Annotated in this window: 13 protein-coding genes and 1 tRNA gene; 12 read left to right on the top strand and 2 right to left on the bottom strand. The window is 69.6% G+C overall.

All coding sequences use genetic code 11. The features are described from left to right. The first annotated feature begins 43 nt into the window (after window positions 1-43). The 9 genes from rpsD (at window position 44) to Q0937_RS15090 (ending at window position 8,300) form a co-directional block, all read left to right on the top strand. Window positions 44-670, top strand: coding sequence for a 30S ribosomal protein S4 (rpsD, locus tag Q0937_RS15130; protein ID WP_299305334.1), 627 nt, complete (start codon window positions 44-46; stop codon window positions 668-670). Window positions 671-804: 134 nt separating this feature from the next. Then, window positions 805-3,513 (top strand): alanine--tRNA ligase, encoded by a 2,709-nt coding sequence (alaS, locus tag Q0937_RS15125; protein ID WP_299305332.1) that lies wholly within the window; start codon window positions 805-807, stop codon window positions 3,511-3,513. Further along, window positions 3,510-4,037: a Holliday junction resolvase RuvX gene (gene ruvX / locus Q0937_RS15120; RefSeq protein ID WP_299305329.1), complete on the top strand. Its 528-nt coding sequence runs from the start codon at window positions 3,510-3,512 to the stop codon at window positions 4,035-4,037. Before alaS ends, ruvX begins: the two co-directional genes overlap by 4 nt. Beyond that, on the top strand, window positions 4,034-5,221 hold the full coding sequence (gene mltG / locus Q0937_RS15115) for an endolytic transglycosylase MltG (RefSeq protein WP_299305326.1): 1,188 nt from the start codon (window positions 4,034-4,036) through the stop codon (window positions 5,219-5,221). Before ruvX ends, mltG begins: the two co-directional genes overlap by 4 nt. Beyond that, entirely contained in the window at window positions 5,218-6,075 is an 858-nt protein-coding gene (locus Q0937_RS15110; RefSeq protein ID WP_299305324.1) for a shikimate dehydrogenase, read from the top strand. The genes mltG and Q0937_RS15110 overlap by 4 nt, the downstream gene beginning before the upstream one ends. Before the next feature lie 124 nt (window positions 6,076-6,199). Beyond that, entirely contained in the window at window positions 6,200-6,625 is a 426-nt protein-coding gene (locus tag Q0937_RS15105; RefSeq protein ID WP_299305321.1) for a hypothetical protein, read from the top strand. Between the two features lie 92 nt (window positions 6,626-6,717). Next, a tRNA-Leu gene (locus Q0937_RS15100) sits at window positions 6,718-6,803 on the top strand. A gap of 145 nt (window positions 6,804-6,948) precedes the next feature. Next, the gene (locus Q0937_RS15095; RefSeq protein ID WP_299305318.1) at window positions 6,949-7,416 is read left to right on the top strand and encodes a tRNA (cytidine(34)-2'-O)-methyltransferase; all 468 of its coding nucleotides are present in this window, start codon (window positions 6,949-6,951) and stop codon (window positions 7,414-7,416) included. After that, window positions 7,413-8,300 (top strand): RNA methyltransferase, encoded by an 888-nt coding sequence (locus Q0937_RS15090; protein ID WP_299305315.1) that lies wholly within the window; start codon window positions 7,413-7,415, stop codon window positions 8,298-8,300. Before Q0937_RS15095 ends, Q0937_RS15090 begins: the two co-directional genes overlap by 4 nt. Before the next feature lie 67 nt (window positions 8,301-8,367). On the opposite strand, the gene Q0937_RS15085 is transcribed toward Q0937_RS15090, so the two are convergent. Beyond that, the gene (locus Q0937_RS15085; RefSeq protein ID WP_299305312.1) at window positions 8,368-8,871 is read right to left on the bottom strand and encodes a hypothetical protein; all 504 of its coding nucleotides are present in this window, start codon (window positions 8,869-8,871) and stop codon (window positions 8,368-8,370) included. Window positions 8,872-8,953: 82 nt separating this feature from the next. Next, on the bottom strand, window positions 8,954-9,232 hold the full coding sequence (locus Q0937_RS15080) for a DUF5703 family protein (RefSeq protein ID WP_299305310.1): 279 nt from the start codon (window positions 9,230-9,232) through the stop codon (window positions 8,954-8,956). A 132-nt stretch (window positions 9,233-9,364) separates the two neighbouring features. On the opposite strand from Q0937_RS15080, the gene Q0937_RS15075 reads away from it, so the two are divergent. The 3 genes from Q0937_RS15075 to mshC all read left to right on the top strand — a co-directional run bounded on the left by Q0937_RS15075 (window position 9,365) and on the right by mshC (window position 12,021). Then, the gene (locus tag Q0937_RS15075) at window positions 9,365-9,700 is read left to right on the top strand and encodes a DNA primase (protein WP_299305307.1); all 336 of its coding nucleotides are present in this window, start codon (window positions 9,365-9,367) and stop codon (window positions 9,698-9,700) included. Window positions 9,701-9,863: 163 nt separating this feature from the next. Continuing rightward, entirely contained in the window at window positions 9,864-10,736 is an 873-nt protein-coding gene (locus Q0937_RS15070; RefSeq protein WP_299305304.1) for an undecaprenyl-diphosphate phosphatase, read from the top strand. A 34-nt stretch (window positions 10,737-10,770) separates the two neighbouring features. Next, window positions 10,771-12,021 (top strand): cysteine--1-D-myo-inosityl 2-amino-2-deoxy-alpha-D-glucopyranoside ligase, encoded by a 1,251-nt coding sequence (mshC, locus tag Q0937_RS15065; RefSeq protein ID WP_299305301.1) that lies wholly within the window; start codon window positions 10,771-10,773, stop codon window positions 12,019-12,021. Window positions 12,022-12,031: the final 10 nt, after the last annotated feature.

Raw genomic sequence — 12,031 nt, 5'->3', positions numbered from 1 at the left:
CTGCATGACTGGATTCAACACACGCGAACAAGAGGTATACCTCGTGACCAACGTCACCCGTGCGCGCCGCCAGGCGCGCCTCTCTCGAGCCCTCGGGCTCCCGCTCACCCCGAAGTCTGTCAAGTACTTCGAGAAGCGCCCGTACCCCCCGGGCGAGCACGGCCGTGCTCGCCGCCGCACCGAGTCGGACTACGCCGTGCGACTCAAGGAGAAGCAGCGTCTGCGCGCGCAGTACGGCATCCGCGAGAAGCAGATGCACCGCGCCTACCTGGACGCCAAGAAGGAGCCCGGTCTGACGGGTGAGAGCATGGTCGAGCTGCTGGAGATGCGCCTGGACGCGCTCGTCCTGCGCTCCGGCTTCGCCCGCACCACCCTCCAGGCTCGCCAGGCCGTGGTGCACCGCCACATCCTGGTCGACGGCAAGCTGGTGGACCGTCCCTCGTACCGCGTCTCCCCGGGCCAGACCATTCAGGTCAAGCCCAAGTCGCAGGCGATGGAGTCGTTCCAGATCGCCGCCGAGGGCGGCAACTCCGACGTCCTCGCGAAGACCCCCTCGTACCTCTCGGTCGAGCTTCCCGAGCTGAAGGCCCAGCTCGTCGCGCGCCCCAAGCGCGCTGAGGTCCCCGTGACCTGTGAGGTCCAGATGGTCGTCGAGTACTACGCTCGCTGACCTTTCTTCACCGCGGCGCGACAGGCCCCGGCGGGTGTACTCCGGTACCCTGACCGGGGCCTTCGTGTCCGCAGAAGTGCCTCGCCCGCCGAGCGGGCCCACCCCGGCTGTTCCAGGAAGGACACCTCCCGACCATGCGCACCTCCGAGATCCGTCATCGCTGGCTCGATTTCTTCGCGAAGAAGAACCACGAGATCGTGCCCAGCAGCTCGCTGGTGTCCTCCGACCCGTCGATCCTGTTCACGATCGCGGGCATGGTCCCCTTCATCCCGTACATCGTGGGGACGGAGAAGGCGCCGTACCCTCGTGCGGCGAGCGTCCAGAAGTGCATCCGCACCAATGACATCGAGAACGTCGGCCGCACCACGCGCCACGGAACGTTCTTCCAGATGGCCGGGAACTTCTCCTTCGGCGACTACTTCAAGACCGGCGCGATCGATCTCTCCTGGGAGCTGCTGACCACCTCGCAGGACGACGGCGGATTCGGCTTCGATCCCGAGCGCCTCTGGTTCACCGTCTGGGAGCAGGACGAGGAGTCCTACCGCCACGTCACGGAGGTGGTGGGCCTGGACCCGCAGCGCGTCGTGCGCCTGCCGCGGGAAGAGATCTTCTGGGACACCGGCCAGCCCGGCCCCGCCGGGCCCTGCGGCGAGTGGCACTACGACCGCGGCCCCGAGTACGGGCCCGACGCCGTCACCGGCACCGTTCCCGAATGGCCCGGTGATGAGAAGGGCGAGGACCGCTACATCGAGATCTGGAACCTGGTCTTCGACCAGTACCTGCGCGGCGAGGGCGGCGGCAAGGACTACCCCCTCCTCGGTGAGCTGGACCAGAAGTCCATCGACACCGGCCTCGGCGTCGAACGGGTCGCCTACCTGCTCCAGGGCAAGCAGAACATGTACGAGATCGACCAGATCTTCCCGATCATCGAGAAGGCCCAGGAGCTCTCGGGCCGTGTCTACGGCGCGGACGGCGAGGATGACGTCCACCTGCGGATCATCGGCGACCACGTGCGCAGCGCGCTGATGCTGGTGTCCGACGGGGTGCGCCCGGGCAATGAAGGGCGCGGCTACGTGCTGCGGCGCCTGATCCGGCGAGCGGTGCGCTCGATGCGGCTGCTGGGCTACTCGCAGCCCTCGATGACCGCGCTGCTGCCGATCTCGAAGTCCCTCATGGTCGAGTCCTATCCCGAGCTCGAAGCGGACTTCGCGCGCATCAGCGAGATCGTCTACGCCGAGGAGGAGGCCTTCCGTCGCACCCTGGAGACGGGCACCTCCATCTTCGAGCAGCTCGCAGGCGAGGTGAAGAAGGGCGGCGGCCGAGTCATGACCGGCGACGACGCCTTCCGCCTCCATGACACCTACGGCTTCCCCATCGACCTCACCATGGAGATGGCGCAGGAGGTCGGGCTGCAGGTCGACGCCGACGCCTTCCGCGGAGCGATGCAGGAGCAGCGCGAGCGTGCGCGGGCCGACGCCGCCGCGAAGAAGTCCGGACACACCGACACCGCGATCTACAACCGTCTGCTCACCGAGCGCGGCGGCGAGGTGCCGTTCCTGGGATACACCGAGGACACGGTCGCCACCACGGTCGAGTCGGTGCTGGTGGACGGCCAGCTGGTCACCGCGGTCGAGGCTCCGGCTCAGGTCGAGGTCGTCCTCGCCTCCACCCCCTTCTACGCGGAGTCCGGCGGCCAGCTCGCCGATCAGGGCCGCATCGCCCTCACCGGCGGCGGTCTGATCGAGGTCGACGATGTGCAGAAGCCCGTGCGCGGGCTGATCGTCCATCGGGGACGCCTCGTCGAGGGCACCCTCGCGCAGGGCACCTCGGCGATCGCGACGATCGACGGCGAGCGACGCGGCGCGATCGCCCGCGCCCACACCGCCACCCACATGGTCCACGAGTCCCTGCGGGAGGAGCTCGGCCACAGCGCCACCCAGGCCGGCTCCGAGAACTCCCCGGGCCGGATGCGCTTCGACTTCCGCTACGGACAGGCCGTCCCGAAGTCGGTGCTCGAGCAGATCGAGGGCCGCGTCAACACACTCCTGCAGGATGAGCTGACCGTCACCGACCAGCAGATGTCGCTTGATGAGGCCAGGTCCCTCGGTGCGCAGGCGCTGTTCGGTGAGAAGTACGGCGAGGTCGTGCGCGTGGTGTCCATCGGCGGCGACTGGTCGCGTGAGCTGTGCGGCGGCACCCATGTCTCCAGCACCGGCGCGATCGGCACCGTGCAGCTGATGGGCGAGGCGTCCATCGGCAGCGGAGTGCGGCGCGTCGACGCGCTGGTCGGGCTCTCCGCCTACCGCCACCAGGCCAAGGAGCACGCACTGGTCTCCCAGCTCTCCGAGCTGCTGAAGGTCGGCGCCGCCGAGGAGCTGCCCGAGCGGGTGCGCTCGCTCACCCAGCGGATGAAGGACATGGAGAAGCAGCTCGCGGCACTGCGCGGCCAGCAGCTGCAGGCCGAGGCCGGGCGACTCGTGGACTCCACCATCGAGGTCGCCGGGGTCCGGGTGCTGACGCACGACGCCGGCGAGGGTGTTGACGCAGGGGATCTGCGCACCCTCGCGCTCGACCTCCGCACCAGGCTCGGCGAGGACGCGCCCGTCACCGTCGCGGTCGCCGGCCACGAGAGCGGCCGGGCGGCTCTGGTCATCGCCACCAACGCGGCCGCACGGGAGCGCGGGCTCGCCGCGGGCGCCCTGCTGCGCATCGCCGCCGAGGCGATGGGCGGCCGTGGCGGCGGCAAGCCGGACATGGCGCAGGGCGGCGGCGGCGAGCCCTCCCGGGTGCCCGCGGCGCTGGCCGCGGTGCACACGGCGATCGAGGCGGCTCAGGACGCATGAGCCAGGGCGTCGGCGAGGAGTCGCATCGGCCCCTGTCTCTGCCCCGCGGAGTCAGGCTCGGGGTCGATGTGGGCGATGTGCGGGTCGGTCTGGCGCGCAGCGACCTCGACGGGATGATCGCGACCCCGGTCGAGACGCTTGCCCGTGACACGGCGGTGGAGCGCGTCCTGGCTGAGGCCGCGGAGCTCGATGCTCGTGTCATCATGGTGGGGCTTCCACGGTCGCTGAACGGCACCGAGGGCGTCGCGGCGCAGAAGGCGCGGGTCTTCTCCGTGGAGCTTGCTGCAGGTTCCCCGGACATCGAGGTCAGGCTCATCGATGAACGGCTGACGACCGTCTCGGCGCACAAGGCGCTGCACAGCTCCGGCCGGAAGGGTCGTAAGCACCGTCAGGTGGTCGACCAGGTGGCCGCCGTGATGATCCTCCAGCAGGCGCTGGACATCGAACGGTCCACCGCAGCGCGCACCGGCGAGTGGGTTCCGCCCACCGCCGACCCGTCATCGATCGAGGAGGACACCCGGTGAACGACGAGGAGCTCTCCTTCGACGACCTGACGGACTCCCAGGGCGACGAGCCCGCAGCAGCAGGATCAGCGGCGGCGCGCGGTCGTCGCCGGGCTCCCCGGCGACCGCGCCGACGCGGCGGATTCCTCCGCGGCGCGCTGCCGGTGCTGCTGGTGCTGCTGGTGGTCGGCGGTCTCATCGTCGGCGGGATCCAGGGTTACCGCTGGATCACGTCCAACGTCAGCGTGGAGCAGGAAGCGGCGGACTATCCGGGGCCCGGCAGCGGCGAGGCCGTGGTGGAGGTGGCCGAAGGCGACACCGGCACCGATATCGCGGGGACGCTCGTGGAGGCGGGCGTGATCAAGAGCACCGGTCCGTTCGTCAACATCTTCGCCAACACCCCGGAGGCCGCTCTCATCGAGCCCGGCATCTATCGCCTGAAGCTGGAGATGACCTCGTCGGATGCGCTGCAGGCGCTGCTGGACCCCTCGAACCTCGCCGGCCAGCGCGTGATCATCCCCGAAGGGAAGCGGCTCACCCAGATCTGGGAGCAGCTGGCCACGGAGACCGATATCCCGGTCGAGGACTTCACCGCCGCCGCCGAGGACTACACCCGCTACGGGATCCCCGAGAACTCCGCGAAATCTCTCGAGGGCTACCTCTGGCCCGGCCGCTATGACATCTACGAGGACGCCACCGCCGAGGACGTCATCCAGATGATGTGGGATCGGATGGAGGCGGAGCTGACCGCGCGCGAGATCCCGCAGGAGCAGTGGCACGAGTCGCTGACCATCGCCTCCCTCGCAGAGATGGAGGTGCGCAATCCGGAGGACTACGGCAAGGTCGTACGGACCATCGAGAACCGTCTGGAGGGTGCCGGCGAGGCCAAGGGCACGCCGATGAAGCTCCAGTTCGACTCCACCGTCCACTACGTGACCGGAAAGTCCGCGAGCGTGGGGACCACCGACGCGGAGCGCGCCACGGACAGCCCCTACAACACCTACAAGTACCAAGGGCTGCCGCCCGGACCGATCGCCGCTCCCGGCGCCAACGCCCTGGACGCGGTCGACGCACCGCCCGAAGGCGACTGGCTGTACTTCGTCAGCGTGAACACCGATACCGGGGAGACCAAGTTCGCGGCCACCTGGGCCGAGCACGAGCAGAACGTCAAGGAATGGCAGGAATGGGCCGAGGCGAAGGGATGAGCCCGCGCCGCTTCGCGGTGGTCGGCTCGCCGGTCGAGCACTCCCTGTCTCCCGTCCTGCACCGCACCGCCTATGAGGTGCTCGGCATCACGGACGCGGTCTACGAACGCCATCAGGTGCGCTCCGGGGGGCTCGCGCAGTTCCTCCAGCATGGCGCCGGGCGCGGGCTGCAGGGCCTCAGCGTGACCATGCCGGGCAAGCCCGAGGCGTATGCGCTGGGCGCCGAGGCCGACGAGACGTCCCGCCGGCTCGGCATCTCCAACACTCTGATCCGCACCGGGCAGCAGTGGCGCGCCGAGAACCATGACGTCCACGGCATCGTCGCCGCCCTGCGGGACCACGGCGCCGACCGACCCGTCACCGGTGCGGTGCTCGGCTCCGGTGCCACGGCGCTGAGCGCCCTCGCCGCCCTGTCGGAGCTTGGTGTGCAGAGCGTGCTGCTCTCCGCCCGCAGCACGCACAAGCTCGCGCCGCTCGAGGAGCTCGCCGCGGCCCATGGGCTGACCGTGCAGCAGGTCCCCTGGGAGGAGCATCATGAGGTGCTCACCGCTGAGGTCGTGGTCAGCGCATTGGCGATCGACGGTGCCCGTGCGGTCGCCGAGCAATGGCGGTCCCGCCCCGAGCTCTCGATACCCGGGGTGCTGCTGGATGTGCTCTACGACCCGTGGCCGGCACCGATCGCTGACGTGATCCAGCGGGCCGGGGGCGAGATCGCGGACGGTCTCGAGATGCTCGCGCACCAGGCCGATATGCAGCTCCGCTCCATGCTCGCGGTGCCCGCCGCACCGGTGCCCGAGATGCTCGCCGCAGCACGCAGGGAACTGGCCCGGCGCCGGCGTGACGCCCCCGTGTGAGCGCGGTTCCCGGCTCGACTCGTGACGGGCACAGGCTCTTGTTCCCATAGGTAAAGCAAGGGTAAAGTCGGTGTCGAGGAAGAGGCCCGAGGGGCCCGGGATTCGAGCACGGGGGAAGTGACTCATGGAGCTGGAACGCGGAGCGGGCGAGCGGATCGATCTGATGGCCCAGGTCGTCGCAGGGTCGTCGAAGGGAGTTCGCCGAGCGGCCGCGCCGGAAGCCGAGAGCGGTCATATCGACGCCGAGTCATCGGTCGCGGTACTGCGGCGCTGCACGGCGCTCGCGGCCCGGGCTCGCGTGGAACTGCTCACCGAGAGCCGTCGCACGGCGACCGAGGAGCTCTCCGCGCTGCTCGGCACCATGGGGGAGTGGTCCTCCGCGCGGCTGGAGGCGCCGGATCCGACGATGACCGTGCTCTGCGCCGCCGCCCTCCAGGATCTCGCCGCACGGCTTCCGGACCCCGACGGGGTGCTGGCGGCCCGGGTCGAAGCGGTCCTGGCCCTGCTGCACGGCGTGATGGCGGAGGGCCGCGTCGTCGCTCCAGCGTGATTGTCTTCACGTTCCCCCAGGCAGTGCCGCTTTCGGGTGCGAACCATCCCCTGGTGCGTGCTAATCTGCTCTAGTCGCTACGGCGATCACCCGTCCGGGTGGCGGAATTGGTAGACGCGCTAGCTTGAGGTGCTAGTGCCCTTTATCGGGCGTGGGGGTTCAAGTCCCCCTCCGGACACACCTTTCCTGGGTCGCGTCATCGTGGAGCAACGGTGACGCGACTCAGTCTTTTTTGCGTAGCTCTGCTTCCAGGGGGTGTGCGGCGGCGTGGAGCCGATGCCGACGTGGTGAGGGCGGGGCGGCGGCGTGGAAGAATCTGCAGCATGGTCCACGTCTTCCTCCACGAACCGGCGATCGCCGGCAACACCGGCAATGCGATCCGGCTGTCCGCCGTCACCGGCGCGCACCTGCACCTGATCGAGCCGCTCGGCTTCGATCTGGAGGATGCGAAGCTGCGCCGGGCGGGCCTGGACTATCACGACCTCGCCGACGTCAGCATCCATTCCGGCATCGAGCAGGCCTTCGCCGCGATCCCCGGCGCGCGGGTGTTCGCCTTCACCTCGGGCACCGACGTGAGCTTCGAGAGCATCGAGTACACCCGCGAGGACGTGCTCCTGTTCGGGACCGAACCGACCGGCCTGCCCGAGGAGGTCATGGACCATCCGCGCATCACCTCGCGGGTCAGGATCCCGATGCTCCCGGCCCGGCGCTCGCTGAACCTGGCCAATGCGGTCTCGATCGCGGTCTACGAGGCCTGGCGTCAGCTCGGCTACGACGGAGCCGGAGCATGAGCCGCTCCTCCGCCTCCGCGCACACCACTGCGTCCGGAACCCGCAAGGGCGCATCGCGCCTGCCCTCCCGGCTGGATCGGCGCAACGCGCTGTTCCAGCAGTGGCAGGCGCTGCTGACCAACCGCACCAAGCGCTCCCGAACCGGCGAGATGATCATCCAGGGCGTGCGTCCGATCTCGCAGGCCATCGCTCATGGCGTCGAGATCCGGGCGCTGCTGAGCGATGGCAGGGAGCAGCCCTCCCAGTGGGCGCAGGAGCTTCTGCAGAGCAACCCGGCACCGGTGGTGGCACTCGCCCCGGAACTGATGGCCGAGCTGGGGGAGCGGGAGGACGGCATCCCGGAGCTGCTGGCTATCGCGGCACTTCCCACCGATGACCTGGAGCGGCTGCGCCCTGAGCACTCGGACGTGGTGGTCGTCTTCGACCGCCCCACGGGCCCGGGCAACATCGGTTCGCTGGCCCGCTCCGTCGACGCCCTCGGCGGGTCCGGGCTGCTGATCACCGGGCACTCCGCCGATGCCTGGGACCCGGCTGCGATCCGTGCCAGCACCGGAAGCCTGTTCGCGATGCCGGTGCTGCGCCTGCCCTCCCATCGCGAGGTGATGGCGTGGCTCGAGGGACGTCGAGCACTGGGGGAGCCGTGGACCGTGGTCGGTCTCGACGAGGCCGGCGGCCATCAGCTGGCGGACACGGACCTCACCGGCCCCACGCTGCTGGTGGTCGGGAACGAGACCATCGGAATGAGCGCCGGCTGGCGCGAGGCCTGCGATGTGGTCGCGGAGATCCCGATGACCGGCAGCGCCTCCTCCCTGAACGCCTCGGTCGCCGGATCGATCGCGCTCTACGAGGCCCGGCGCCAGCGCCGCGCCGCTCCCTCCGCCTGAGTCGAGCCGCGGCCACACCTGAGTCGACGAGCCCCCTGTCGGCTCACCGCCTCCACGATCTGAGGGGTCAGCCGGTGCCGAGCGCGGCCCGCACCAGCGGAGCACCCAGCAGGCCCAGGAACGGCCCGGCCAGCAGCACCGGTCCCCACGCGAAGCGCACCCCGGCGCGGCGGGTCACCCCGAGCACCACCATCCCGATCACGCCTCCCACCAGGGCGATCCCGAGCAGAGCCCCGATCAGGGCCTCGCCGCCGAAGGCCGCTGACATCAGCACCACCACCGGCACCGTCTTGGCATCCCCCATGCCCAGCAGCGGGGGAGCCAACAGCGACACCAGGATCGCCCCGAGGCCCAGCGCCAGGGCGAGCACCGCGGCGGTGGCCAGTCCCGGGCGCAGCGCCGGCACCATCAGGGCGAGCACCGCCAGCGCAAGGCCCACCGCGCCGGTCAGCAGGGCGACCCAGCGGTTCGGCAGCCGACGCTCCCGCCCGTCGACCCAGGCCAGCACGAGCGCGGGCGGCAGGTAGATCACCAGCAGCACGGCGCACAGCAGCAGGAAGCTCAGGGACACCAGGCCATTGCACCAGATGTGCGGGAGCTCTGCCGTGCGCTCCCGCCGACTGTGGACAGAGCAGCCGCTCTGCACATGACTGCTAGAGCGTCGACTCCACCCGGATGATCCGTCGGCGCATCCAGACCTTCTTCCCGCCCCCGAGATAGAGGCGGGTGCGGGCGTGCTCCCAGCGACCGTATTCCGCCTGCTCGGTCAGCTCAGCACGCACCTGGCCGAAAGAGGTGCCCCGTGGCACCGTGATGATCTGGAACTCGTAGTCCGCGGCGCGGCGTCCGCTCTCGACGGGCAGGTCGCGCCATCCGCGCGGATCGCTCACGAGCTGGACGCCGGCGACGAGAGGGGTGCGGGGTCGGATCAACGGTTTTCCTCCTGTGGTCGATGACCTGCAACAGCAGTGGTCGGTGACGCTGCTGGGACTGCGGCGGATTCGTGACCATCGCGTGCACGCTTCCACTGTTCATTCTGCCGTTCGAGGATGTACGGTCCAACCATGAACACGGATCCTCGCTCCGCTCTTGCTGCGCTGATCGCTGCCCTTGAACGTCACTACGAAGCCGCCGCCGGCTCTCGGGGTGATGATGATCCCGCGCTGGAGTCCGCCACCGAGCGGCTCGCCAACGCTTTCGACACCTACGACGACGCACTCTTCGACGCCTACGACGTCGCGACCCCACTGATCGTCTTCGACGACGATGACGGCGACGAGGACGAGGATGACGACTTCGACGATCTCGATGACTTCGAGGACGACGAGGACGACGAGGACGAGGACGAGGACGACGATGAGGACTACGAGGATGATGATGAGGACGACGCTCCTCGCTGAGCGCTGAGCGGTCTCGGCACCTGTCCCAGGACCTCTACGTAGTCTTCACCACTGCTCCGCTGCGCGGCGCCGGGCTCTCCGCCCGGCGCCGCGTACTCTGTCCGGGGTCCGGTGTCGCTGCGCGTCGGCACCGGAGGTCCCCTGAATCCATCGAGGAGTGTTCATGTCGTTCATCGAGGCGGTGGTCCTGGGCCTCGTCCAGGCGTTGACCGAGTTCCTCCCCGTCTCCTCGAGCGCCCACGTGCGCGTGGTCGGAGAGCTGATGAACCCCGGCCAGGACCCGGGTGCCGCGTTCACCGCGATCATCCAGCTGGGCACCGAGGCTGCGGTGCTGATCTACTTCTGGAACGACATCACCCGCATCATCGGCAAGTGGTTCAAGGCGCTGGCGGGCAAGGTCCCGCACTCGGACCCCGATGTGCGCATGGGCTGGCTGGTGATCCTCGGCTCCATCCCCATCGGGGTGCTGGGACTGCTCTTCGAGACGCAGATCGACCACAGCCTGCGCAACCTCTACATCACCGCGACGATGTTGATCGTCTTCGGGCTTCTGCTGGGCGTCGCGGACCGTGTCGCCCCGCAGCGCAAGGAGCTCAAGGAGCTCACCGTGCGCGACGGCATCCTCTTCGGTCTGGCGCAGGCGCTCGCTCTGATCCCCGGGGTCTCCCGCTCCGGTGGCACGATCACCGCCGGGCTGCTGATGGGGTACACCCGCCAGGCCGCGGCCCGCTATGCCTTCCTGCTCGCGATCCCTGCCGTCTTCGCCTCGGGCCTGTACAAGGCGGCCCAGGAAGTCCCGGTGCTGCTGACGGCCGACGGTCGCGCCGCCGCCGCAGCGGCCGGCGAACCGTCGCTGCTGGCGATGGTGGTCGCGACTGTGGTGGCCTTCACCGTGGGCTATGCGGTGATCGTCTGGTTCATGCGCCTGATCGAGAACCGCTCGTATCTGATCTTCGTCATCTACCGGATCGTCGCCGGGCTGGTGCTGCTGGGACTGCTCGGCACCGGGCTGGTCGACCCCCTGGGCGGGTCCTGAACCGCAGGCGGCCGACGGATCGTATGATCACGTAGTGCAATCCTGGACTTCTCCCTCGCTCAGCCCGCTTCCCCCTTCCGGCAGGCCACTGCGCCTGTTCGACTCGCGCATCGGCAGGGTGGCACCGATCACTCCGCTGACTCCGGGACGGGCGCGGCTGTACGTCTGCGGGATCACACCCTATGACTCCACCCACCTCGGGCATGCGTCGACCTACCATGCCGCGGATCTGATGCGTCGCGCCCTGCACGATTCCGGGCTCGAGGTCGAGATGGCGCAGAACGTCACCGACGTCGACGATCCGCTGCTCGAACGCGCGGACCGCGACGGGGTGGACTGGGAGGAGCTCGCCGCGTCCCAGGTCGAGCTGTTCACCGGGGACATGGCAGCGCTGCGGATCATCGCTCCGGAGACCTTCCGCTCGGTGAGCGAGGCGATGGACGGGATCATCGAGATGGTGCTCACGCTGCACGCGCGCGGCCGGGCCTACCCGGTGGCGGCGAGCGATGCCGAGGGACCGGATTGGTATCTGGACCTCGCCGTGGACGGTGCGCTGGGCGATGTCTCGGGCTGGACCGAGCAGCAGATGCTCGAGGTGTTCGCCGAGCGCGGGGGAGACCCCGAGCGGGAGGGCAAGCGCGGGCCCTTCGATCCGCTGCTCTGGCGAGCAGAGCGTCCGGGCGAGCCCGTCTGGGAGGCCGGGCTGCTCGGCCGCGGCCGTCCCGGGTGGCATGTCGAATGCGTCTGCATCGCGCAGGAGGCGCTCGACCTGCCCTTCGACATCCAGGCCGGGGGCAGCGATCTGATCTTCCCCCACCACGACCTCAGCGCCGCCCATTCGGTGGCGCTCGGGCGCCCCTTCGCCACCACCTACGCGCACAGCGGGATGGTCGGCTACGAGGGCGAGAAGATGAGCAAGTCGCTCGGGAACCTCGTCTTCGTGCACCGCCTGGTGCGCGACGGTGTGGACCCGATGGCGATCCGGCTGGTGCTGATGGCGCATCACTACCGCTCGGACTGGGAATGGTCCGCACAGGAGCTCGAACTGGCCGGCACGCGCCTTGCCCGCTATCGCACCGCGGCCCAGCGCGACGGGCACTCTGCGGCGACCGTCCAGGCGCTGCGCGCAGCGCTGCGTGACGACCTCGACACGGCGACCGCCCTCGACGCCCTGGACAGCTGGGCCGCAGGCGGGAGCTCCGCGCGCTCGAAGGACGTGACCGAGGGGCCCGGAGACGTCGCAGCAGCTGTCGATGCCCTGTTCGGGATCACGCTGCGGGGCTGAGCGCTGCGGG

Origin of the sequence: uncultured Brachybacterium sp., from assembly GCF_947500705.1 — a bacterium.
In the GTDB taxonomy this organism is placed as follows: domain Bacteria; phylum Actinomycetota; class Actinomycetes; order Actinomycetales; family Dermabacteraceae; genus Brachybacterium.
The sequence above is the reverse complement of the archived record's forward strand: the minus strand, read 5'-3'. Positions and strand labels throughout refer to the sequence as shown.

What these genes read in the sequence shown, in the direction of transcription:
- alaS (WP_299305332.1), top strand. Translation starts at nt 805, where the DNA reads ATGCGCACCTCCGAGATCCGTCATCGCTGGCTCGATTTCTTCGCGAAG.
- ruvX (WP_299305329.1), top strand. Translation starts at nt 3,510, where the DNA reads ATGAGCCAGGGCGTCGGCGAGGAGTCGCATCGGCCCCTGTCTCTGCCC.
- Q0937_RS15110 (WP_299305324.1), top strand. Translation starts at nt 5,218, where the DNA reads ATGAGCCCGCGCCGCTTCGCGGTGGTCGGCTCGCCGGTCGAGCACTCC.
- Q0937_RS15105 (WP_299305321.1), top strand. Translation starts at nt 6,200, where the DNA reads ATGGAGCTGGAACGCGGAGCGGGCGAGCGGATCGATCTGATGGCCCAG.
- Q0937_RS15095 (WP_299305318.1), top strand. Translation starts at nt 6,949, where the DNA reads ATGGTCCACGTCTTCCTCCACGAACCGGCGATCGCCGGCAACACCGGC.
- Q0937_RS15090 (WP_299305315.1), top strand. Translation starts at nt 7,413, where the DNA reads ATGAGCCGCTCCTCCGCCTCCGCGCACACCACTGCGTCCGGAACCCGC.
- Q0937_RS15075 (WP_299305307.1), top strand. Translation starts at nt 9,365, where the DNA reads ATGAACACGGATCCTCGCTCCGCTCTTGCTGCGCTGATCGCTGCCCTT.
- Q0937_RS15070 (WP_299305304.1), top strand. Translation starts at nt 9,864, where the DNA reads ATGTCGTTCATCGAGGCGGTGGTCCTGGGCCTCGTCCAGGCGTTGACC.